The 23,523-nt window shown below is 58.2% G+C and carries 21 protein-coding genes; 13 read left to right on the top strand and 8 right to left on the bottom strand.

Going from position 1 to position 23,523, the window contains the following annotated elements:
- The first annotated feature begins 25 nt into the window (after positions 1 to 25).
- The 6 genes from IM314_RS14675 to IM314_RS14650 are packed head-to-tail and all read left to right on the top strand — an operon-like array spanning position 26 to position 6,121.
- Positions 26 to 1,546, top strand: coding sequence for a sugar ABC transporter ATP-binding protein (locus IM314_RS14675; RefSeq protein WP_028015199.1), 1,521 nt, complete (start codon positions 26 to 28; stop codon positions 1,544 to 1,546).
- Positions 1,543 to 2,538, top strand: a complete 996-nt coding sequence (locus IM314_RS14670) for a ribose ABC transporter permease (protein WP_032662554.1) — start codon at positions 1,543 to 1,545, stop codon at positions 2,536 to 2,538. Before IM314_RS14675 ends, IM314_RS14670 begins: the two co-directional genes overlap by 4 nt.
- Before the next feature lie 30 nt (positions 2,539 to 2,568).
- Positions 2,569 to 3,510, top strand: coding sequence for an ABC transporter substrate-binding protein (locus IM314_RS14665; RefSeq protein WP_028015197.1), 942 nt, complete (start codon positions 2,569 to 2,571; stop codon positions 3,508 to 3,510).
- Between the two features lie 49 nt (positions 3,511 to 3,559).
- Positions 3,560 to 4,246, top strand: coding sequence for a D-lyxose/D-mannose family sugar isomerase (locus IM314_RS14660; protein ID WP_041911521.1), 687 nt, complete (start codon positions 3,560 to 3,562; stop codon positions 4,244 to 4,246).
- A 10-nt stretch (positions 4,247 to 4,256) separates the two neighbouring features.
- Positions 4,257 to 5,117 carry a ketose 1,6-bisphosphate aldolase gene (locus IM314_RS14655; protein ID WP_193359131.1) on the top strand — a complete coding sequence of 287 codons (861 nt, stop codon included), beginning with the start codon at positions 4,257 to 4,259 and terminating at the stop codon, positions 5,115 to 5,117.
- On the top strand, positions 5,114 to 6,121 hold the full coding sequence (locus IM314_RS14650) for a carbohydrate kinase family protein (protein WP_193359129.1): 1,008 nt from the start codon (positions 5,114 to 5,116) through the stop codon (positions 6,119 to 6,121). The genes IM314_RS14655 and IM314_RS14650 overlap by 4 nt, the downstream gene beginning before the upstream one ends.
- Here IM314_RS14650 and IM314_RS14645 read toward each other — a convergent pair.
- The gene (locus IM314_RS14645; protein WP_193359130.1) at positions 6,118 to 6,849 is read right to left on the bottom strand and encodes a response regulator; all 732 of its coding nucleotides are present in this window, start codon (positions 6,847 to 6,849) and stop codon (positions 6,118 to 6,120) included. The two genes, IM314_RS14650 and IM314_RS14645, sit on opposite strands and share 4 nt — an antisense overlap.
- A gap of 257 nt (positions 6,850 to 7,106) precedes the next feature.
- Here IM314_RS14645 and fdhF point away from each other — a divergent pair, with 257 nt between their 5' ends.
- From fdhF to IM314_RS14630, 3 genes are all read left to right on the top strand, one after another.
- Complete coding sequence (gene fdhF, locus IM314_RS14640; protein WP_080350604.1) at positions 7,107 to 9,254, top strand: formate dehydrogenase subunit alpha; 2,148 nt, start codon at positions 7,107 to 7,109, stop codon at positions 9,252 to 9,254.
- A 320-nt stretch (positions 9,255 to 9,574) separates the two neighbouring features.
- Positions 9,575 to 9,727, top strand: a complete 153-nt coding sequence (locus IM314_RS14635) for a Hok/Gef family protein (RefSeq protein ID WP_028015189.1) — start codon at positions 9,575 to 9,577, stop codon at positions 9,725 to 9,727.
- 121 nt (positions 9,728 to 9,848) lie between these two features.
- Entirely contained in the window at positions 9,849 to 10,523 is a 675-nt protein-coding gene (locus tag IM314_RS14630; protein WP_045261055.1) for a tetratricopeptide repeat protein, read from the top strand.
- An 80-nt stretch (positions 10,524 to 10,603) separates the two neighbouring features.
- Here the strand turns inward: IM314_RS14630 and gltP are convergent, their stop codons facing one another.
- Complete coding sequence (gltP, locus tag IM314_RS14625) at positions 10,604 to 11,917, bottom strand: glutamate/aspartate:proton symporter GltP (RefSeq protein WP_028015187.1); 1,314 nt, start codon at positions 11,915 to 11,917, stop codon at positions 10,604 to 10,606.
- A gap of 423 nt (positions 11,918 to 12,340) precedes the next feature.
- Between gltP and acs the strand changes: the two genes are divergently transcribed.
- From acs to actP, 3 genes are all read left to right on the top strand, one after another.
- Positions 12,341 to 14,299, top strand: a complete 1,959-nt coding sequence (acs, locus tag IM314_RS14620; RefSeq protein WP_193359122.1) for an acetate--CoA ligase — start codon at positions 12,341 to 12,343, stop codon at positions 14,297 to 14,299.
- A 133-nt stretch (positions 14,300 to 14,432) separates the two neighbouring features.
- Entirely contained in the window at positions 14,433 to 14,747 is a 315-nt protein-coding gene (locus tag IM314_RS14615; protein ID WP_028017918.1) for a DUF485 domain-containing protein, read from the top strand.
- Positions 14,744 to 16,393 carry a cation/acetate symporter ActP gene (actP, locus tag IM314_RS14610; protein WP_041911527.1) on the top strand — a complete coding sequence of 550 codons (1,650 nt, stop codon included), beginning with the start codon at positions 14,744 to 14,746 and terminating at the stop codon, positions 16,391 to 16,393. Before IM314_RS14615 ends, actP begins: the two co-directional genes overlap by 4 nt.
- Positions 16,394 to 16,425: 32 nt before the next feature.
- Here the strand turns inward: actP and IM314_RS14605 are convergent, their stop codons facing one another.
- Positions 16,426 to 17,115 (bottom strand): LrgB family protein, encoded by a 690-nt coding sequence (locus tag IM314_RS14605; protein WP_041911528.1) that lies wholly within the window; start codon positions 17,113 to 17,115, stop codon positions 16,426 to 16,428.
- A complete protein-coding gene (locus IM314_RS14600) occupies positions 17,108 to 17,518 on the bottom strand; it encodes a CidA/LrgA family protein (protein WP_028015182.1) in 411 nt (136 codons plus the stop codon). Before IM314_RS14600 ends, IM314_RS14605 begins: the two co-directional genes overlap by 8 nt.
- A 102-nt stretch (positions 17,519 to 17,620) precedes the next feature.
- Here IM314_RS14600 and IM314_RS14595 point away from each other — a divergent pair, with 102 nt between their 5' ends.
- Positions 17,621 to 18,508, top strand: a complete 888-nt coding sequence (locus IM314_RS14595) for a LysR family transcriptional regulator (RefSeq protein ID WP_041911529.1) — start codon at positions 17,621 to 17,623, stop codon at positions 18,506 to 18,508.
- 81 nt (positions 18,509 to 18,589) lie between these two features.
- On the opposite strand, the gene IM314_RS14590 is transcribed toward IM314_RS14595, so the two are convergent.
- From IM314_RS14590 to soxR, 4 genes are all read right to left on the bottom strand, one after another.
- Positions 18,590 to 20,236, bottom strand: a complete 1,647-nt coding sequence (locus IM314_RS14590; protein ID WP_028015180.1) for a Na+/H+ antiporter — start codon at positions 20,234 to 20,236, stop codon at positions 18,590 to 18,592.
- A gap of 153 nt (positions 20,237 to 20,389) precedes the next feature.
- A complete protein-coding gene (gene ghxP, locus IM314_RS14585; protein ID WP_028015179.1) occupies positions 20,390 to 21,739 on the bottom strand; it encodes a guanine/hypoxanthine transporter GhxP in 1,350 nt (449 codons plus the stop codon).
- A 297-nt stretch (positions 21,740 to 22,036) separates the two neighbouring features.
- Positions 22,037 to 22,708 (bottom strand): glutathione S-transferase family protein, encoded by a 672-nt coding sequence (locus IM314_RS14580; RefSeq protein WP_028015178.1) that lies wholly within the window; start codon positions 22,706 to 22,708, stop codon positions 22,037 to 22,039.
- Positions 22,709 to 22,995: 287 nt separating this feature from the next.
- Positions 22,996 to 23,454, bottom strand: coding sequence for a redox-sensitive transcriptional activator SoxR (gene soxR, locus IM314_RS14575; protein WP_023331806.1), 459 nt, complete (start codon positions 23,452 to 23,454; stop codon positions 22,996 to 22,998).
- Between the last annotated feature and the right edge of the window lie 69 nt (positions 23,455 to 23,523).

The raw sequence follows: 23,523 nt of genomic DNA, 5'->3' as shown, positions 1-23,523 counted from the left end.
TATCGACATTCACAGGAGATCCGCCATGAGCAGAACCCCGGTTTTAGAGATGCGCCACATTGCCAAAACCTTTGGCAATTTCCACGCGCTCAAGGGCGTGGATTTGACGGTCTTCCCCGGTGAGATCCACGCGCTGATGGGGGAAAACGGCGCGGGAAAAAGCACGCTGATGAAGATCCTCGCGGGGGCCTATACCGCCACCGGCGGCGAGATCCTGATCGACGGCCAGCCGTTTCACATCAAAGGGCCGAAGGACGCGCTGGCCGCAGGCATTACCCTGATTTACCAGGAGATGCAGCTCGCCCCCAATCTGACCGTCGCGGAAAATATCTTCCTCGGCAGCGAGTTGTCGCGCGGCGGGCTGGTGCAGCGCAAGGAGATGGCCGCCCAGGCGCAGGCGGTGATTGACCGTCTCGGCGCGCAGTTCAGCGCCACCGACCTGGTGATGAAGCTGACCATCGCCGAGCAGCAGCAGGTGGAAATCGCCCGCGCGCTGCACCGCAACAGCCGCATCCTGGTGATGGACGAACCCACCGCCGCCCTCTCCTCCCGCGAAACCCACCGCCTGTTCGAACTGATTTTGCGCCTGCGCGATGAAGGGATGGCGATCATCTATATCAGCCACCGCATGGCGGAAGTGTATGAACTCTCTGACCGCGTGAGCGTTCTGCGCGACGGGCAGTACGTCGGCAGCCTGACGCGCGACAAGCTGAACGCGTCTGAACTGGTGAAGATGATGGTGGGCCGCCCGCTCAGCGATCTGTTCAACAAAGAGCGCGATATCCCTCTCGGCAGCCCGCGTCTCAACGTGCACCACCTCACCGACGGTAAAAAAGTGCAGCCATGCAGCCTGCAGGTGCGCTCCGGTGAAATCGTCGGGCTGGCGGGGCTGGTCGGGGCCGGACGCTCCGAGCTGGCGCAGTTGATTTTCGGCGTGCGCAAGGCCACCGGCGGGATGATTGAGGTGGACGGCGAGCCGGTGGTGATCCACTCCCCGCGCGCGGCCATTGAAAACGGGATTGGTTTTCTCACCGAGAACCGCAAGGAGCAGGGGCTGTTTCTGGAGCTGGCGGCGCAGGAGAACATCACCATGGCGACGCTGGAGCGCGACGCCACCTTCGGCATGCTTAACCGCAAAAAAGCCCAGTCCATTTCCGATGACGCTATCGCCCTGCTTAACATCCGCGTGCCCCATTCTCAGGTGCGCGCGGGCGGGCTCTCCGGCGGCAACCAGCAAAAGCTGCTGATCTCCCGCTGGGTGGCGATTGGCCCGCGCATTCTGATTCTCGACGAACCCACGCGCGGGGTGGACGTCGGTGCCAAAAGCGAGATCTACCGCATCATGAACCAGATGGCGCGCAAGGGGGTGGCGATTCTGATGATCTCCAGCGAGCTGCCGGAAGTGGTAGGCATGAGCGACCGGGTGTACGTAATGCGGGAAGGCAGCATTGCGGGTGAACTGCACGGGCGCGACATCTCTCAGGAAAATATTATGACGCTGGCAACCGGCGTGAACGACACACATCATCAGGCGGTGCAATCATGACAACTCCAACCCATCCGCAGCAGGTGGCGAAATCCGCCTCCGCCAAAAAAATGCTGATGAGCGATCTGATGCAAACGGTCGGCATTTTGCCGATTTTAATCCTGATTGTGGCGGTGTTTGGCTTTATCGCCCCGAACTTCTTTACCGAAAGTAACCTGCTCAACATTACCCGTCAGGCGTCGATCAACATCGTGCTGGCGGCGGGAATGACCTTCATCATTCTGACCGGCGGGATTGACCTCTCCGTGGGCTCGATTCTCGGCACCACGGCGGTGGCGGCGATGGTGGTCTCGCTTATTCCTGAATTCGCGATGCTCTCCATTCCGGCGGCGCTGATGCTCGGCATGGTGCTGGGGCTGTTCAACGGCGCGCTGGTGGCCTTCGCCGGGCTGCCGCCGTTTATCGTCACGCTCGGCACCTATACGGCGCTGCGAGGCGCAGCGTATCTGCTGGCGGACGGCACCACGGTGATTAACTCCAACATCAGCTTCGAGTGGATCGGCAATAACTACCTCGGCCCGATTCCGTGGCTCGTAGTCATTGCCCTGGCGGTCATCGCTATCTGCTGGTTCATCCTGCGCCGCACCACGCTCGGCGTTCATATCTACGCGGTCGGCGGCAACATGCAGGCGGCGCGCTTAACCGGCATCAAAGTCTGGCTGGTGCTGCTTTTTGTCTACGGCATGAGCGGCCTGCTCTCCGGCCTCGGCGGGGTGATGAGCGCCTCGCGCCTCTACAGCGCCAACGGCAACCTCGGCACGGGTTACGAGTTGGATGCGATTGCGGCGGTGATCCTCGGCGGCACCAGCTTCGTCGGCGGGATCGGTACGATCACCGGCACGCTGGTGGGGGCGCTGATCATCGCCACCCTCAACAACGGCATGACGCTGATGGGTGTCTCCTACTTCTGGCAGCTGGTGATCAAAGGGGCGGTGATCATCATAGCGGTGCTGATCGACAAATACCGTACCCGACATCATCAAAGTGCATAACAACAATACCCTACAAGCGAGGAAGACAAGATGCGTTTGAAACCCTTAGTGACCGCGCTCTGTGCTGGCGCCCTGCTGGCCGCAACGCCGTTTGCGCAGGCAAAAGATCTGAAGTCCATCGGCGTGACGGTGGGCGACCTGGCTAACCCGTTCTTCGTGCAGATCACCAAAGGTGCTGAGCTGGAAGCGCGCAAGCTGGCTGGCGATAACGTCAAGGTGACGCTGGTTTCCAGCGGGTACGATCTGGGCCAGCAGGTGTCGCAGATCGATAACTTCATCGCCGCGAAGGTGGACATGATCATCCTCAACGCTGCGGATTCCAAAGGGATCGGCCCGGCGGTGAAGCGAGCCAAAGAAGCGGGGATCGTGGTCGTGGCGGTGGACGTGGCGGCGGAAGGGGCCGATGCGACCATCACCTCCGATAATACCCAGGCGGGGGAAATGGCCTGTAAGTACATTACCGACCGCCTGAAAGGCAAAGGCAACGTGGTGATCATCAACGGACCGCCGGTCTCCGCGGTGCAGAACCGCGTGGAAGGCTGCCAGACGGAATTCAAAAAACATCCGGACATCAAGGTGCTCTCGGACAACCAGAATGCCAAAGGCAGTCGTGAAGGCGGGCTGGAAGTGATGACCTCTCTGCTGGCGGCCAATCCGAAGATCGACGGCGTATTCGCGATTAACGATCCGACCGCGATCGGCGCCGATCTGGCGGCGAAACAGGCCCAGCGCAACGAGTTCTTTATCGTCGGCGTGGACGGTTCCCCGGACGGTGAAGAGGCGCTGAAGCGCGAAAACTCCCTGTTTGTGGCGACCCCGGCGCAGGATCCGCAGGTGATGGCGGCGAAGGCGGTGGAGATCGGCTATGACATTCTGCAGGGCAAACCTGCGCCGAAAGAGCCTGTGCTGATCCCGGTGACGATGATCGATAAAAAGAACGTCGGCACGTATAAGGGGTGGACGGTTAAATGATCCTTTTCCCTCTCCCACAGGGAGAGGGAGCTGTTTTCAAGGAGTCCCCATGAAACGCTCCGACATCAATGAAATCCTCGGCCACACGCGGCAGTTCTTTTCCATGCACGACGTGCATCTCCCGCCGTTTGCCAGCTTTCCGCCAACCAAATGGCAGCAGCTTGATCGGGCTGCGTGGCAGGAAGTGTTTGACCTCAAGCTCGGCTGGGACGTGACCGCTTTCGGCGGCAACAGTTTTGCCGCACAGGGTCTGACGCTGTTTACCCTGCGCAACGGCTCCCCCAACGGCGTGCCGTATGAGAAATGCTACGCCGAAAAAATCATGCACGTGCGCGACGGCCAGGTGACGCCGATGCATTTTCACTGGCGCAAGCGGGAAGACATCATTAACCGGGGCGGCGGGAACCTGATTATTGAGTTATGGAATGCCGGGGCGCATGAAGAGACAGAAAACACCGACGTGACCGTCACGATTGACGGCTGTCGGCAAACCCATGCTCCCGGCAGCCAGCTGCGCCTCACACCAGGGGAAAGCATCTGTCTCACGCCCGGTCTGTATCACAGCTTCTGGGGCGAACGCGGCTTTGGCGACGTGCTGGTGGGCGAAGTGTCGTCGGTGAATGACGACGAGCACGACAACCACTTTTTGCAGCCCGTTGCCCGCTATAACAACATCGAAGAAGACGAACCGGCGGTGCTGGTGCTGTGCAACGAGTACAACCTGTTTCGGAGATAAGGAGTGAATGATGCCACTGATTTCTCTTGCCGACGGTCTTGAGCACGCCAGGAAACACCGCTACGCGCTGGGCGCGTTCAACGTGCTCGACTCCCATTTCCTGCGCGCGCTGTTTGCCGCCGCAAAGCAGGAACGCTCGCCGTTTATCATCAACATCGCCGAAGTGCACTTTAAGTATGTGTCCCTGGATTCGCTGGTCGAAGCGGTTAAGTTCGAAGCCGCCCGCCACGATATTCCCGTGGTGCTGAATCTCGACCACGGTCTGCATTTCGAGGCCGTCGTGCGCGCCCTGCGCCTGGGGTTTAGCTCGGTGATGTTCGACGGCTCGACGCTGAGCTACGAGGAGAACATTCGCCAGACCCGGGAAGTGGTGAAGATGTGCCACGCGGTGGGCGTCTCGGTGGAGGCGGAGCTGGGCGCGGTCGGCGGGGATGAAGGCGGCGCGCTGTACGGACATGCGGATGAAGCGTTCTTTACCGACCCACAGCTGGCGCGGGAGTTTGTCGATAAGACCGACATCGACGCGCTGGCGGTCGCCATCGGCAACGCGCACGGCAAATACAAAGGCGAGCCGAAGCTCGATTTCCCGCGCCTGGACGCCATTCGTCAGCAGACGGGGCTGCCGCTGGTGCTGCACGGCGGCTCCGGGATTAGCGATGCCGACTTCCGCCGCGCCATCAAGCTGGGCATTCATAAAATCAACTTCTACACCGGCATGTCGCAGGCCGCGCTCGCCGCCGTTGAGCAGCGTATGGCGAACCGCCAGCCGCTGTACGATGAGTTTGCCGAGCTGCTGCTGGGGATAGAAGAGGCGATAACCGATACGGTCGCCGAGCAGATGCGCATCTTCGGCAGCGCGGGGCAGGCATAATGGAACGCAAAGGCATCATCGCCGCAGGCAACATGCTGGTGGATCACGTTCACCAGATCGTGCAGTGGCCGGAGCGCGGCTGGCTGGCGGAAATCACCCACAGCGAACGCTCAACCGGCGGCGCGCCGCTCAACGTGCTGCTGACGCTGGCGAAAATGCACGCCGGCCTGCCGCTGCAGGCGGTGGGGCTGATCGGGGAAGACGGCGACGGGGATTACATTCTGGCGATGCTCGACCAGTACCACGTCAACCGCCAGCGCGTGCAGCGCACCACCTTTGCGCCAACCTCCATGTCGCAGGTGATGACCGATCCCAGCGGGCAGCGCACCTTTTTCCACTCGCCGGGCGCCAACCGTCTGCTGGATCTTCCCGCCTTCGATCGTCTCGATGGATCGATGAAGATCTTCCATCTCGGCTACCTGCTGCTGCTCGACAGCCTGGATATGCCGGATGACGAATTTGGCACCCGCAGCGCGCGGCTGCTGGCGCAGATGCGCGAGCAGGGGTATGAAACCTCCCTTGACCTGGTGTCCCGCAAGGGCGACCCGCGCTACCAGCCGCTGGTGCTCCCTGCCCTGCGCCATCTGGATTATCTGGTGATTAACGAGCTCGAGGCCGGTGAGTTTAGCGGGCTGGAGGTGCGCGACGCCGACGATGCGCTGAACATCGCCCATATCGCCGATGCCGCGGCGCAGCTGCTGGCGGCAGGCGTTCGTCAGCGGGTGGTAATCCACTGCCCGGAAGGGGCATGGGGTGAAACACCGGGAGAAGGAGGCCGATGGGTTCCGTCCTGGAAGCTGGAGCAGAACGAGATTATCGGCAGCGTCGGCGCGGGCGACGCGTTTTGCGCGGGCTTTTTATACGGCTGCCATGAATCGCTGCCGCTGACAGAAAGTATTTATCTGGCACACGCCTGCGCGCGGGCCAGCCTGCTGGCGGCCAATGCGATTGACGGCGCGAAAACGCTGGCCGAACTGCAGCTGTTTATTAAAGAGAATACTTAGGCCGCTTTCTCGCTATGAGACACATCGGCGGCAAAAACGTAGCCCAGACCGCGCATAGTTTTGATGAGCTTAGGCTGATGCGGGTTGACCTCGATTTTTCGCCGCAGGCGCATGATCAACACGTCAATCGTGCGGTCGAATACCTTAGTACTTTCGCTGTGGGTGAGCTCAAGCAGCTGCTCGCGGCTCAGTACCCGGCGGGCATTTTGCGTTAGCGCCAGCAGCAGGCCATATTCACCCTGAGTCAGTGGCACGGCGTTACGCTGCGGATCAATCAGTTCACAGCGGGCGGTGTCCAGCGTCCAGTCGTTGAAGGTTATCCCCGCTGCACGTGGCATCGGCGCTTCGGCTGCCAGCGCTCCGGTACGACGCAGCACGGCCTTAACGCGAGCCACCACCACGCGTGGATTAAACGGTTTGCCAATATAATCGTCAGCCCCCATCTCCAGCCCCACCACCACATCTGATTCACTGCCCAGCCCGGTTAACATGATCACCGGTAGCGCCGGGCGCTGCTTTTGCAGCTGCAGCAAAACCTGCAGGCCGTTGAAGTCCGGCAGCATCATATCCAGCAGAACAAGGGCGATAGCCGGCTCCTGCTGGACCTGTCGCAGCGCATCCTGGCCGTTGTGGCAGACAAGCACGCTAAAGACGTGCTCGCTCAGCACATCCTGCAGCAGTTCACACACTGCCATATCGTCATCAACCACCAGAATCGCCGGTTTCATCATATGCTTCCGTCAGGGGATTATGTTAAGTCTGAACCATTCTGCCGTCGGCTCCAGTGAAATGAATTTTTCCGTGACGGAAATTCAACCCATGTCACATCCGCCGCTCATTCGACACGTCAATTTTGACGATTGTCTGCTTTTCGTCAGGAGTTTCGCCGGGAATGCACCGTAAAGCCGGTGAGTTACCCCAATAAAAACATGGCATAGAAGCTGCATTAGTCGGTGCGAAAGATTTGATTAACTGGAGCAGACTGATGAAAAAAGTCGTCACGGTTTGCCCTTATTGTGCCTCAGGTTGCAAGATCCACCTGGTGGTCGATAACGGCAAAATCGTCCGGGCGGAGGCCGCGCAGGGGAAAACCAACCAGGGCACGCTGTGCCTGAAGGGGTATTACGGCTGGGATTTTATTAACGATACACAAATCCTCACCCCGCGCCTGAAAAACCCTATGATCCGCCGCGAGCGCGGCGGCAAGCTGGAAGCCGTCTCCTGGAACGAGGCGCTGGATTACGTCGCCACGCGCCTGAGTGCCATTAAGGCCAAGTATGGCCCGGATGCCATTCAGACCACCGGCTCCTCACGCGGGACCGGGAATGAAACCAACTACGTGATGCAAAAATTCGCGCGCGCCGTTATTGGTACCAATAACGTCGACTGCTGCGCTCGCGTCTGACACGGCCCATCGGTTGCAGGTCTGCACCAGTCGGTCGGTAACGGCGCAATGAGTAATGCCATCAACGAGATAGATAACACCGATCTGGTGTTTATCTTCGGTTATAACCCAGCGGATTCTCACCCTATCGTCGCGAACCACGTGATTCGCGCTAAACAGAACGGGGCGAAAATCATCGTCTGCGATCCGCGCAAAATCGAAACCGCGCGCATTGCGGATATGCACATTGCGCTGAAAAACGGCTCGAATATCGCGCTGTTGAATGCGATGGGGCACGTCATTATCGAGGAAAACCTGTACGACCAGGCGTTTGTCGCCACGCGTACGGAAGGGTTTGAAGAGTACCGGAAAATTGTCGAAGGCTACACGCCGGAGTCGGTAGAGGCGATAACCGGTGTCAGCGCGCAGGAGATCCGCCAGGCGGCACGGATGTATGCCGGAGCGAAAACCGCCGCCATCCTGTGGGGCATGGGCGTGACCCAGTTCTACCAGGGCGTGGAAACCGTGCGCTCCCTGACCAGCCTCGCGATGCTGACCGGGAATCTGGGCAAAGCGCACGTCGGCGTTAACCCGGTTCGCGGCCAGAATAACGTCCAGGGTGCCTGCGACATGGGCGCGCTGCCGGACACGTATCCGGGCTACCAGTACGTGAAGTACCCGGAAAACCGCGAGAAGTTCGCGAAGGCCTGGGGCGTAGAGAGCCTGCCGGCACACACCGGCTATCGCATCAGCGAGCTTCCGCACCGCGCGGCGCACGGTGAAGTGCGGGCGGCCTACATCATGGGTGAAGATCCGCTCCAGACCGACGCCGAGCTGTCTGCGGTGCGCAAAGGCTTTGAGGATCTGGAGCTGGTGATTGTCCAGGATATCTTCATGACCAAAACCGCGGCGGCGGCGGATGTGATTCTCCCGTCGACCTCCTGGGGCGAGCATGAAGGCGTCTATACGGCGGCGGACCGCGGCTTCCAGCGCTTCTTTAAGGCGGTCGAGCCGAAGTGGGATTTGAAAACGGACTGGCAGATCATCAGCGAAATCGCCACCCGCATGGGCTACCCGATGCACTACAACAACACCCAGGAGATCTGGGACGAACTGCGGCATCTGTGCCCGGACTTTTATGGGGCAACCTATGAAAAAATGGGTGAGCTGGGCTACATCCAGTGGCCGTGCCGGGACGAGTCGGAGGCCGACCAGGGGACGTCGTATCTCTTTAAAGAGAAATTTGACACGCCGAACGGGCTGGCGCAGTTCTTCACCTGCGACTGGGTTGCGCCGATCGATAAACTCACCGAGGAGTACCCGATGGTGCTCTCTACCGTGCGTGAAGTAGGCCACTACTCCTGCCGTTCAATGACCGGCAACTGCGCCGCGCTGGCGGCGCTGGCGGACGAACCGGGCTACGCGCAGATCAACACCGCCGATGCGGAGCGCCTCGGCATTGAGGATGAAGCGCTGGTGTGGGTGAATTCGCGCAAAGGCCGCATCATTACCCGCGCGCAGGTCAGCGACCGTCCAAACAAAGGGGCGGTCTATATGACCTACCAGTGGTGGATTGGTGCCTGTAACGAGCTGGTGACGGAGAACCTCAGCCCGATAACCAAAACGCCGGAGTATAAATACTGCGCCGTCAACGTTGAGCCGATTGCGGATCAGCACGCGGCGGAACAGTATGTGATCGACGAATATAACAAGCTGAAAGCACGGCTGCGTGAAAGCGCAATGGGTTGAAGCCGTTAATTAATCGTTGAATAAAGGGAGTGAATTATTCACTCCCTTTTTATTTCCGCTTAAAACATTAAAAATATAAATTATTATTCTGGAAAGCGGCTCGCAAAATAATGTAATTCGCGCAGAACAGAATTACATCTTTGCATTTTAATTCAGAAGGATAAGATGTGCGGCGGGTGCTTAAGACTTTCTGTCTTGAGCATTGTTGAGGGACAGAAAGTGGAAAGCCCCGGGAAATTTTCATTCACCCGAGGCTACCCCTCAACTCCCAACAGGTTGAGAGTAGCCTCTTATTCTTTTTTTGACAAGGAGTAAAAGGCATGACGCCATTAAAAACTGCGTTAGGCATCGTCTTTATTATCTGCCTGACGATAGTGATATTTACCTTTATTACTCGCGGTAGACTCTGCGAATTTTCAATAAAGAGTGAACATCAGGAGGTGGCGGCGAAATTAGCCTGCGTGGCAGGCTAACCTCTACGGGCGAAACCACGGTTTCGCCCGGCTTGTAGGATGCTGAGGTCTTAATGCACCCATTTTTTTCTTTTGCTACCGCGATTATACTGCGCGGCGTGTACCCAGATGATAAGAATCCATGAAAGCCATTTTTCTGTTGTTGTTATTTTTTACGTCGTTCGCCCGCGCGGATGAGATAGGCAGCCAGTATCAGAAGCAGGCGGAAGCCGGCGATGCCCGCGCCCAGTATTATCTCGCCGATACCTACTTTAGCTCCGGTGACAGAAAGCAGGCAGCGCTGTGGGCCGAGAAAGCCGCGAAAGGCGGTGATGTCGACGCCATGGGGTTACTCTCGCAGATCCTCTTTACGCAGGGGGATTACGCTCAGGCTAAAGCGCTGGCGCAGCAGGCCACCATCGCCGGCAGCAAGCGCGGCACGATTATGCTGGCGCGTATTATGGTGAACACGCAGGCGGGTAAAACCGACTATCCTCAGGCCATCAAGCTCCTGCAAACGGCGGCCGAAGATATCGACAACGACTCGGCGGTCGATGCGCAGCTGCTGCTGGGGCTGATTTATGCCAACGGCGTAGAGGTGCCGCAGGATGACGTACAGGCGGCGTCATGGTTTAAGCGCAGCTCGTCCCTGTCACGTACGGGCTATGCGGAGTACTGGGCAGGAATGCTGTTCCAGCAGGGTGAGAAAGGCTTTATTACGCCAAATAAGCAGAAAGCGCTCTACTGGCTAAACCTGAGCTGTACCGAAGGGTTTGATACGGGGTGTGAGGAGTTTGATGCGTTGAGCGGAGAATAACATGCCGGGTGGCGGCTTCGCCTTACCCGGCCTACAAAACCCATAGGCCCGGTAAGCGCAGCGCCACCGGGCTAAGGATGTTACTGGTCAGCCGTCTTATCAAAACGACCCAGCACTTCGCGTTCATACGCCAGCGCTTTTTTACGGTCGAATTTGTGTTCCCACTTGGCGATCACCAGCACCGCCAGCGCGTTACCCACCACGTTCAGCGCCGTACGCGCCATATCGAGGATACGGTCCACACCGGCGATAAACGCCAGGCCTTCCAGCGGAATACCGACGCTGCCCAGCGTCGCCAGCAGCACCACGAAGGAGACGCCCGGCACGCCTGCGATGCCCTTTGAGGTCACCATCAGCGTCAGAACCAGTACGATCTCCTGCCACAGCGACAGGTCAATGCCGTACAGCTGCGCGATAAAGATCGCCGCAATACTTTGGTACAGCGTCGAGCCATCCAGGTTAAAGGAGTAGCCGGTCGGCACCACGAAGCTCGTTATCGACGCTGGCGCACCGTACGCTTCCATCTTCTCAATAATGCGCGGCAGCACGCTCTCAGAGCTTGCGGTGGAGTACGCCAGAATCAGTTCATCCTTCAGGATGCGGATCAGGATCCAGATACTCAGCCCGCACAGGCGCGCCACAATCCCCAGCACCACCAGCGCGAAGAACAGAATGGCGAAGTGCACCAGGATCACCAGCTTCGCCAGCGGCCACAGGGAGGCAAAACCAAAGTTCGCCACGGTCACTGCGATAAGCGCGAACACCCCAACCGGCGCGTAGCGCATCACCATGTGGGTCACTTTGAACATGGTTTCGGAGATAGAGCGGAACACGGTCACCAGCGGCTCACGGTGTGTTGCCGGCAGGGAGGAGAGCCCCAGACCAAACAGCACCGAGAAGAAGATGATCGGCAGCATCTCGCCTTTCGCCATGGAAGCAATGATGTTGGTCGGCACCAGCGACAGAATAGTCCCCATCAGACCATGGGAATGGCTCTGCACGTCAGCGGTGGTGCTTTGGTATTTCGAAATATCCACCGTCGCCAGCTGCGACATATCGATCCCGGAGCCTGGCTGGAATACGTTCGCCAGCGTTATGCCGAGGATAATCGCAACCGTGGTGATCACTTCGAAATAGAGAATAGTTTTCGCGCCAATGCGACCTAACTGCTTCGCATCGCCGACGCCCGCGATACCGACCACCAGCGTCGAGATCACAATGGGCACCACAATCATCTTAATCAGATGAATAAAAATATCGCCTGCCGGAGAGAGCAGGTTCGCAATCAGCCACTCGCGGCTGTCGCTATGATAATGAAGATAACTGCCCAGCAAGATGCCCAGCACAAGGGCCAGCAGGATCTGCCAGGCCAGGCTGACTTTCAAATTTTTCATAGAAACTGACTTCCTCAATGAAATCTCCGCACCAGCAAAACTGCATGAATATGGAGACATACTGAAAGGGTATGAATTGTGTTGCGTTGGTTTATGGGATTTTTTAACGCGGCGTATGAGTATCATTTGCACGACCTGTTGCGCAAGCCTTAAAGAACGACGCATTTCACTATCAAAAGCGGTTATGACGCGAGTTTGTCATAATTCTGATAAATAACCTTTTGTTATAAAAACGCTTTTTTATAAAGAATTGTGAATAATCGGCATCGTGAATTATTTCCCTTCAAAGTTTCATTCGCTCAATTTTCAACCTGTTCAAACAATGCGTGATCTGTCGCCCAAATACTAAACAAAGCTTGTAAAGGCCCTACTATTAACGTTTTTGCGACATAGTATTAACATCTTACAAGGAGAAAAAAAGCCATGAGCCAAATACACAAACACGACATTCCCGCAAACATTGCGGACCGTTGCCTGATCACCCCGGAGCAGTACCACGAGAAATATCAGCAATCTGTTACCAACCCGGACGCCTTCTGGGGCGAGCAGGGTCACATCCTTGACTGGATCAAACCTTATCAGAAGGTGAAGAATACCTCTTTCGCGCCAGGCAACGTCTCCATTAAATGGTATGAAGACGGCACGCTGAACCTGGCGGCGAACTGCCTGGACCGCCATCTTGCCGAACGCGGCAACGAAACGGCCATTATCTGGGAAGGCGACGATGCCTCTCAGAGCAAGCACATCTCTTATAAAGAGCTGCACCGCGACGTCTGCCGCTTCGCTAACGTGCTGCTGGACCAGGGGATTAAAAAAGGCGACGTGGTGGCGATCTACATGCCGATGGTACCGGAAGCGGCGGTAGCTATGCTCGCTTGCGCGCGTATCGGCGCGATCCACTCCGTCATCTTCGGCGGCTTCTCCCCTGAAGCGGTTGCCGGGCGCATCGTTGACTCGAACTCGAAGCTGGTGATCACCGCCGACGAGGGCGTACGCGCCGGGCGCGGTATTCCGCTGAAGAAAAACGTCGATGAAGCGCTGAAAAACCCGAACGTCAAATCCATCAATAACGTCATTGTCCTCAAGCGTACCGGCGGCAAGATCGACTGGCACGAGGGGCGTGACCTGTGGTGGAGCGACCTGATTGAAAAAGCGAGCGACCAGCATCAGCCGGAAGAGATGAACGCGGAAGATCCGCTGTTTATTCTTTACACCTCCGGCTCAACCGGTAAACCGAAAGGCGTACTGCACACCACCGGCGGCTATCTGGTCTATGCGGCCACCACCTTCAAATACGTCTTCGACTACCATCCGGGCGACATCTACTGGTGTACCGCCGACGTGGGCTGGGTCACCGGACACAGCTACCTGCTGTACGGCCCGCTGGCCTGCGGCGCAACGACGCTGATGTTTGAAGGCGTGCCAAACTGGCCGACCCCGGCGCGCATGTGTCAGGTGGTCGATAAGCACCAGGTCAACATTCTTTACACCGCGCCAACGGCGATCCGCGCGTTAATGGCGGAAGGTGATAAGGCCATCGAGGGCACTGACCGCTCCTCATTGCGCATCCTCGGCTCCGTGGGCGAGCCGATCAACCCGGAAGCCTGGGAGTGGTACTGGAAGAAAATTGGCAACGAGAAATGCCCGGTGATGGACACCTGGTGGCAGACCGAAACCGGCGGCTTTATGATCACCCCTATGCCGGGCGCCACGCAGCTGAAGGCGGGTTCTGCAACCCGTCCGTTCTTTGGCGTGCAGCCTGCGCTGGTGGATAACGAAGGCAATCCGCAGGAAGGGGCCACCGAAGGCAACCTGGTGATCGTCGACTCCTGGCCGGGTCAGGCGCGCACACTGTTTGGCGATCACGAGCGCTTCGAGCAGACCTACTTCTCGACCTTTAAAAACATGTACTTCAGCGGTGACGGTGCGCGTCGTGATGAAGATGGCTATTACTGGATCACCGGACGCGTGGACGACGTGCTGAACGTCTCCGGCCACCGTCTGGGCACCGCGGAGATTGAATCTGCGCTGGTGTCGCATCCGAAGATTGCCGAAGCCGCCGTTGTCGGCATTCCGCACAACATCAAGGGCCAGGCAATTTACGCTTACGTCACCCTGAACCACGGGGAAGAGCCGTCGCCAGAACTCTATGCTGAGGTGCGCAATTGGGTGCGTAAAGAGATTGGCCCGCTGGCGACGCCGGACGTGCTGCACTGGACCGACTCGCTGCCGAAAACCCGCTCCGGCAAAATCATGCGCCGTATCTTGCGCAAAATCGCGGCAGGGGACACCAGCAACCTCGGTGATACCTCAACACTCGCGGATCCTGGCGTGGTGGACAAACTGCTCGAAGAGAAGCAGGCCATCGCAATGCCTTCATAAAATTCTCCCTCTCCCTGTGGGAGAGGGCCGGGGTGAGGGCATCAGACCGCACCTTCCTCCCCTCACCCTAACCCTCTCCCCAAAGGGGAGAGGGAATTAAAACAAACCAACCTTACCTCTGGAGACTTCTGTGATGAATAACGATATTTGTCAGCAGATAGAGAATAGTGCGCACTACAGGGAGCTCGTCGATAAGCGGCAACGGTTTGCCTTCATCCTTTCCATCATCATGCTGATTATCTACGTCGGCTTTATTCTGCTGATCGCCTTTGCGCCGCACTGGCTGGGCACCCCGCTGCACGAGGGCACCAGCGTGACGCGCGGTATTCCCATTGGCATTGGCGTAATTGTGATTTCGTTTGTGCTGACCGGCGTTTACGTCTGGCGCGCGAACGGTGAATTCGATCGCCTTAATAAAGCGGTACTGCAAGAGGTAAAAGCATCATGAAGAGAATTCTGACGGCGCTCGCCGCCACGCTTCCCTTTGCCGCCCACGCGGCGGATGCGATTACCGGCGAGGTACAGCGCCAGCCAACCAACTGGCAGGCGATTGTGATGTTCCTGATTTTCGTGGTGCTGACGCTGTATATCACTTACTGGGCGTCGAAACGCGTGCGCTCCCGTAACGATTACTACACCGCGGGTGGCAACATTACCGGCTTCCAGAACGGGCTGGCGATTGCGGGTGACTTTATGTCCGCCGCCTCGTTCCTCGGGATCTCCGCGCTGGTCTACACCTCCGGCTATGACGGCCTGATTTACTCCCTCGGCTTCCTCGTCGGCTGGCCGATCATTCTGTTCCTGATTGCCGAACGCTTGCGCAACCTGGGACGTTACACCTTCGCTGACGTGGCATCCTATCGCCTGAAGCAGGGGCCGATTCGTACCCTCTCCGCCTGCGGCTCGCTGGTGGTGGTGGCGCTGTATCTGATCGCCCAGATGGTGGGCGCGGGCAAGCTTATCGAACTGCTGTTTGGCCTGAACTACCACGTCGCGGTGGTGCTGGTGGGCGTGCTGATGGTGATGTACGTTCTGTTCGGCGGCATGCTGGCCACCACCTGGGTGCAGATCATCAAAGCCGTACTGCTGCTGTTCGGCGCGAGCTTTATGGCCTTTATGGTGATGAAACACGTCGGCTTCAGCTTCAATAACCTGTTCACCGAAGCGATGGCTGTCCACCCGAAAGGAGAAGCAATCATGAGCCCTGGCGGGCTGGTGAAAGATCCGATCTCCGCGCTCTCTCTCGGTCTCGGCCTGATGTTTGGTACCGCTGGCCTGCCGCACATTCTGATGCGTTTCTTCACGGTGTCAGACGCGCGTGAAGCGCGTAAGAGCGTCTTCTACGCCACCGGCTTTATGGGTTACTTCTACATCCTGACCTTTATCATCGGCTTCGGCGCGATCATGCTGGTGGGCGCGAACCCGGCGTTTAAAGACGCGGCGGGCGCGCTGATTGGCGGTAACAACATGGCGGCGGTGCACCTGGCCGACGCGGTGGGCGGCAACCTGTTCCTCGGCTTTATCTCCGCCGTGGCCTTCGCCACCATCCTTGCGGTGGTCGCCGGGCTGACGCTGGCGGGCGCGTCTGCGGTATCGCACGACCTCTACGCCAACGTCTTCCGTAAAGGCGCGAGCGAGCGCGACGAGCTGAAGGTTTCCAAAATCACCGTGCTGGTGCTGGGCGTGGTCGCTATTCTGCTGGGGATCCTGTTTGAGAAGCAGAACATCGCCTTTATGGTGGGACTGGCCTTCTCGATTGCGGCAAGCTGTAACTTCCCAATCATTCTGCTCTCCATGTACTGGTCCAAACTGACCACCCGTGGGGCGATGATAGGCGGCTGGCTCGGCCTGCTAACAGCGGTAATTCTGATGATCCTCGGCCCGACCATCTGGGTGCAGATCCTCGGTCACGAAAGCGCTATCTTCCCGTACGAGTACCCGGCGCTGTTCTCCATTGCCGTGGCGTTTATCGGTATCTGGGTCTTCTCGGCTACCGACAACTCGCCGGAGGGTAACCTGGAGCGTGAGAAATTCCGCGCCCAGTTTATCCGCTCGCAGACCGGCCTCGGCGTTGAGCAGGGCCGCGCACACTAAGCCTTTCTCCCCGGTTGCTCTGGCCGGGGAGCTTAAAACATCACCCACGCCACCAGCGGCGCGATTAACACCATCGTCACGCCCGAGAGCATCATCACCAGGCTTGCAACGACCCCTTCCTGCTGACCCAGCTCATACGAACGCGCCGTTCCCGCACCGTGCGAAGCCGCGCCAAAGCCCGCCCCTTTCGCCATCCCTTCCCGAATGGACAGCCGCAGAAACAGCACATCCCCCACCGCCATGCCGAATACGCCGGTGACAACCACAAACAGCGCCACCAGATCCGGCTGCCCGCCGAGCGGTTTGGCGGCCGCCAGCGCAAACGGCGTGGTCACCGAGCGCACGGCCAGGCTGCGCTGAATTTCATCGGAGAGGGTAAACAGCCGCGCCAGCCAGACGGAGCTACAGACCGCCACCACCGTCGCGGTGACGACGCCCGCGCTGAGCGACATCCAGTGGCGTTTGATAATGGCGAGGTTGTCATACACCGGCACCGCAAAGGCGATAGTCGCCGGGCCGAGCAGCCACAGCAGCCAGTGGGATTCACCAATGTAGTTCTGCCAGGAGATATGGCCGAAGATCAGCATCAGCACCAGCAGGATGGGCGTGAAGACCAGCGGCATCAGCGGCAGCGTGCGAAAGCGGCGATACAGGCGCTTGTTGGCAAAGTAGATGGCGACCGTCACGATCAGGCACAACACGCTTATCTGAAAGTTAGTCATGCTTTTGCCTGCTGATTTCGAACCGGTACACCTTATCCACCACCCAGGCGGTGGCACCCAGCACCATCAGCGTGCTCAGGGCAATAACCGCGAAGATGCGCCAGCCGTCGACCATCAGCAGCTGCGCATAGTTCACCACCGCCACCACGGCCGGAACGAAGAACAGCAGCATCTCCGCTAGCAGCCAGCGCGCGCCGGCGCGCACCCAGCTGAGGGGCAACGCGCGGCAGAGGATCAGCACCAGCATCAGCACCATTCCCACCAGGTTGGCGGGTAAAGGCAGGTGCAGCCAGTCGACAAGGTATTCCGCAAAAATAAACAGTCCCGCGTAGAGCAGTACCTGAACCGGGACCTGGAGTCGTTGCACAACGGCAGGCGTAACACGGCTTAACGCCACGGCCATGGGGGATTTCCTCAGAAATGAGACGAGGCGCCAGTATAGTGAGCGTACGTCATCGACTGAAATGAATTAAAATCATCGAAGGTATAGTTTCGAGGAATAATCATGGACATAAGAACGCTGCGCTATTTTGTCGAGGTGGTTCGCCAGCAAAGTTTTACCCGCGCAGCGGAGAAGTTGTTCGTTACCCAGCCAACCATCAGCAAAATGCTGAAAAACCTCGAAGACGAGCTGAACTGCACCCTGCTGATCCGCGACGGACGCAAGCTGCTGCTGACCGATACCGGACGCGTGGTGTTCGAGCGCGGGCTGGCGATCCTGGCGGAGTTTCGCCAGCTTGAGGCCGAGCTTGCGGACATCAACCACCTGACGAAAGGTCTGCTGCGGCTCGGCATTCCGCCGATGGTTGGCATGATGATGGCCGGGCCGATAAGCCTGTTCCGCCAGCGCTACCCCGGCGTTGAGCTTAAAATATCTGAGTTTGGCGGCCTGACCGTGCAGCAGGCGGTGATCAACGGCGAGCTGGACGTGGCGATGACGGCCCTTCCCGTGGAGGAAGAGAGCGGGCTGGCAACGCTGCCGCTGTTCAGCCATCCACTGTGCGTGCTGGTGCCCCGCTCCGGCGACTGGCTGAAGATAGACTCAGTGAAGCCCGATCTGCTCGGCGAACACCCGCTGCTGATCTACAACGAAGACTTCGCCTTAAGCCGCCAGCTGATGACCCTGTTTAACCACCATAACGTGAAGCCGCGCATTGCGGTGCGCAGCGGCCAGTGGGATTTCCTCGCGGCAATGGTGCAGGCGGGCGTGGGAATTGCCATTCTGCCGCAGCCGATCTGCGAGCGGCTGGATAAAAACACGCTGCGCTGGATCCCGCTGGAGAGTGACCTGCACTGGCAGTTGGGGATGATTTGGCGTGAAGGGGTGTATCTTTCGCACAGCGCACAGGCGTGGCTGCAATGTTGTGAGGGGTTTTGGGTGCGGTCTGAATAGTGCCGGGTGGCGGCTTCGCCTTACCCGGCCTACGGTTCAAATGTAGGCCCGGTAAGCGTAGCGCTACCGGGCAAAAGCGCGCTACTGATTCTCTATTAACAGCGCTTCTAACAGGTCCAGATCGTGCAGCAGCTTTTGCAGCGTCTCGTTGCTGATCTGGCGCGTGGCGCGCAGGTGATACAGCTCGGCACGCTCGGAGCGCAGCGCCGCCAGGCGGAAACGACGCTCGAGGTTCTCTTCCTGCAGCGAGCTTTCCACGTCGTTACGTCCGTCAGCACGACGGCGCAAATTACCAATCACGCGTGAACTGACTTCCTTCAGCAGCTGGTTATCAATGTTCTCTTCGGCATCGGCAGCCAGACGCTCCTCCATCTTCTCAATGGCGACAATCGCGACTTCCGCCGTCGCCGCACGGGCTATCCGCTCCTCTTTGTGCTGTTGGGTCGAGTCACCGGCATCAATGTGCTGGAGTAAAATCGGCAGCATAATCACGCCGACAAACAGCGAGAAGAGAATCACGCCCGCCGCCAGGAACACCAGCTCGTAGCGCGCCGGGAAGACGTCGCCCGTCGGTAGCAGCAGCGGAATAGAGAGCACACCGGCGAGGGTTATCGCCCCGCGTACGCCGGCGAAAGAGGCAATCAGCAGCTCGCGCGTGGTCCAGGAGCCGAACTCCATCGGCTTTTTGGTCAGGAAGCGGACGCTGAACTTTTTCATCGTCCACAGCCAGCCGAAACGCACCAGCATTAATGCCATGTAGATCAGCACGATATCGGTAAACAGCATCCAGACTTCAACGTTTGGATCCGCCTCCGCCGCGATCAGCGAGGATTCCATAATGCCCGGCAGCTGCAGGCCCAGCAGCAGGAAGACCATGCCGTTAAAGACAAATTCCAGCATCGCCCAGGTGCTGTTGGCACGCAGGCGCATCGCCAGCGGCGCGCGGCGCATCACGCCGGAGCGGGTGATGGTCATCCCCGCGGCTACCGCCGCCAGAATGCCCGAGACGCCGATATGTTCAGCGATAAGGTAAGAGGCAAACGGCAGCAGGAACAGCAGAACGATTTGCGTCGCCGGTTCATCGCCGCCCCAGCGGCTGAGGAAGCGCAGCGAACGACCGTACAGCCAGCTCACCACGAAGCCCGCGAGAATACCGCCAATCGCCACCTTGAAGAATTCCAGGGTCGCGCCACCAATGGTAAAGACCATGGTGCCCATGGCTACCGCCACGGCAAACTTCAGGGCCACCAGGCCGGAAGCGTCGTTCATCAACGCCTCGCCCTGCAAAATGCCCATTATTTTCTTCGGAATGCGCCCTTCACCCACAATGCCGGAAAGGGCCACGGCGTCGGTCGGCGACAGCACGGCGGCCAGCGCAAAGGCGGGAATTAACGGGATACCCGGTACGGCCCAGTAGATCAGGAAACCAATCCCGACCACGGTAACGACCACCAGCGCCAGCGCCAGGCCGAAGATCTCTCGCCCGTGCTCAAGAAATTCGCGCGTCGGCGTTTTCCACCCATCAGCAAACAGCAGCGGCGGGATAAACAGCACGAGGAACAGTTCCGGATCGAACTCCACGTGCAGACCGAACGTCGGCCACGCCAGCAGCGCGCCGATGGCTATTTGCATTAAAGGCAGGGGGACCTGGAAGGGCAGTACGCGTGTAACCACCCCGGATAATGAGACCACAAGGGTCATGATGAGTATTGTGAAGAAGATTTCCATGCGTTCCCTGTTTGCTGTGTTTCTTTTTAAGCCAAACCTGAGGCGTCGTGCCTCTTACTCTATCCTCTCCAGAGTAACGCAAAAGGCAACGGGATGAGTCCTGAAAATAAAAACGGGCGGCCTGAGCCACCCGTTTTCGCATCAATGGATAATTTAGATTGCCCAGCCACCCGCGTAGAAGGCGACCAACGCAACGGCGATCACCACGGTGCCGATGTTCAGCTTGCGCCACTCACCGGAGACCAGGCGGCCAATCACCAGCGAGGCAAAGCCGATCATAATGCCGGTCACGATGTTACAGGTCAGGACGATAAACACTGCGGTAATCAGGCCGGACATCGCATCCACGAAGTCCGCAAAATCGATTTTCGCCACGTTGCTCAGCATCAGCAGGCCGACGTACATCAGCGCTGGCGCGGTCGCATACGCAGGCACCAGGTAAGAGAGCGGAGAGAGGAACAGGATCAGCAGGAACAGCACGCCAACGGTGATGGCCGTCAGGCCGGTTTTACCGCCTGCCGCCGTACCCGCTGCAGATTCGATGTACACCGCCGCAGGCGCCGCACCCACCAGACCAGAGAAGACGCTGCTCAGGGAGTCGGTGGTCAGCGCTTTGCCGCCATCAATAATCTGACCGTCTTTATCCAGCAGGTTGGCCTGACCGGCCACCGCGCGAATGGTACCGGTGGCGTCAAATACCGCGGTCATCACCAGCGCCAGCACGCTTGGCAGGATCACCGGGTTCAGCGCGCCGACGATATCCAGGCTGCCGATCAGGGAGTTGCCTTTGTCATCGCTCAGCGACGGCATGGCGAAAATACCGGAGAAGTGAACGGTCGGATCGAAAATCAGGCCGACGATGGAAATGCCAATAATGGTCAGCAAAATGCCGCCCGGCACCTTCAGTTTTTCCAGGCCGATAATCACCGCCAGACCGATGAGCGACATAATGACCGGGAAGCTCGCGAAATGACCGAGCGCTACCGGCAGGCCGTCCAGCGGGTTCTTGATGACCAGACCCACGCCGTTGGCAGCGATCAGCAGCAGGAACAGGCCGATACCGATACCGGTGCCGTGCGCCACGCCCTGCGGCAGGTTGCGCAAAATCCAGCTACGGATGCCGGTGGCAGAAATAACGGTAAACAGTACGCCCATCAGGAACACGGCGCCGAGGGCAACCGGTACGCTGATCTGCTGGCCCAGCACCAGACTGAACGCGGTAAAGGCGGTCAAAGAGATGGCGCAACCAATCGCCAGCGGCAGGTTCGCCCACAGGCCCATTACGATGGAGCCCACGCCGGCCACCAGGCAGGTGGCGACAAAGACAGCCGCAGGCGGGAAGCCCGCCTTGCCCAGCATGCCCGGCACCACGATGACGGAGTAAACCATCGCCAGAAACGTGGTCAGACCGGCAACGACTTCCTGGCGCACGGTGCTGCCACGAGCCGAAATTTTAAACATGGCGTCAAGTGAACCGCCGGTACGCGCAGATGGCGTAGACATAGAAAACATCCCCTGAGAGTTTTTATAGAACGTCCATAAGCGTGGTGGAGACACCGCTGCCAGCTAAAACGTCAAATCCGTGTGTTGCGTTTGCGACGAAAGGGCGTCACAAAAAAAGCAAACGTTTAGCTCCGCGCTTATAAAACGGGTGGTCAAATTAAGGCAAACGATTATCCAGCCTAATACCCGCCCTTTTCAACTGAACTTTGTCGTTTTTCGCTAAAATTCACTTATGACGATGAAGAAATAAACAGAGGATGCGCAAACGTTATCGTCTATGCGCAATTTGTTTACATTTCAATCCTCGCCCGGGATCGTTAACGGGCCACCTTGTTGCAGGGTTCTTTGCCAGCCAGGACTAGTTTCCACTTTTTGCTTCCATGCCTGAATATGCGGCAGATTAGCAATGCCGCCGCGCGCCAGCAGAGCAAAGAGGGGGAAGCTCATCTGAATGTCGGCCATGCTTAACGTCTCTCCGGCAAACCAGCTGTTTTTAGCAAGATGTGAGTCAATAAAGCGCGCATGGGTCTCCAGCTGGGGGTTGAGATACGCTTTCTGTACCCCCTGCCCCAGCGCCTTGCCCAGCGTTCGGATGCCAAACGGCACGGGCGGCTTGCCCAGGCTGCTGAAGACCAGCTTCATGAGCAGCAGCGGCATCAGCGACCCTTCTGCGTAATGCAGCCAGAAGCGGTATTGCACCTTATGCGCGGGGTCTAAAGGCTTCAGCCGCGATTCGGCATCATAGGTTTCCTGCAGATATTCCAGAATGGCGCCTGACTCCGCAAGGATCAGCCCGTTATCTTCAATGACCGGCGATTTGCCCAACGGATGCACCTTTTTGAGGGACTCGGGTGCCAGCATGTTCTTTTCGCGCTGGTAGTGAACAATCTCATAAGGCAGGGCGAGCTCTTCCAGCGCCCAGATCACGCGGTGCGAGCGCGACTGGTTAAGGTGATGTACCGTGAGCATGATTTTCTCCTGTTATTCATACTTTTTAACTATAGAAAATCGAACAACACCGCGAAAAAATTTCGTCTAAAAAACGGCTAGCGCGGCTGGCGAAAAAACGGGTCTTGCATAGAATTAAAGTGTCAGCACAATCCGGAACCTCCCCAACCAGCTCGACACGAGGGGTGCTGATGTCGGGGGAAACCCTCCCGTGAACCAGCGGGATAGAGAGAAAGACAAAGACCGGGAAAAACTAAAGCGCCCTTAGTGGCGCTTTAGTTCTTTATTATGCTTTTTGCCGCAAGAACTTAATCCTCCTCCAGCAGCCGCGCCCCGGTCCCCTGCTCGCCCAGCCTGTCGCCAGGGTTACGTAGCGGGCAGTCGCTACGGGACAGGCAGCCGCAGCCGATACAGCCGTCCAGCTCGTCACGCAGCGCCACCAGCGTGTGGATACGCCTGTCCAGCTCTTCACGCCACTGGGACGAAAGCTCTTTCCACTCTTTCGGGCTAAGCGTGTGCCCTTCCGGCAACACGCCGAATGCCTCACCGATCGTCGCCAGGGGAATGCCGATGCGTTGCGCAATTTTGATAATCGCCACGTAGCGGAGCACGTCACGGGTATAGCGGCGCTGGTTTCCGCCGTTACGGATGCTTTTAATTAACCCTTTGCTTTCATAGAAGTGGAGCGCCGATACCGCGACGCCGCTTCGCTTTGCCACTTCGCCGGGGGTTAAAAGCGCTTTAATGCGCGGCAATCTCTTTTCCATAAAACCTCTTTACCTCAAGTTAACTTGAGGAATTATACTCCCCCGCAGAGAAAACGACGAATCAACCGA

Source organism: Enterobacter cloacae complex sp. P42RS (assembly GCF_014930595.1).
GTDB classification, from domain to species: domain Bacteria; phylum Pseudomonadota; class Gammaproteobacteria; order Enterobacterales; family Enterobacteriaceae; genus Enterobacter; species Enterobacter bugandensis.
Note: the sequence above shows the minus strand (reverse complement) of the source record. Positions and strands in the feature narration are given on the sequence as shown.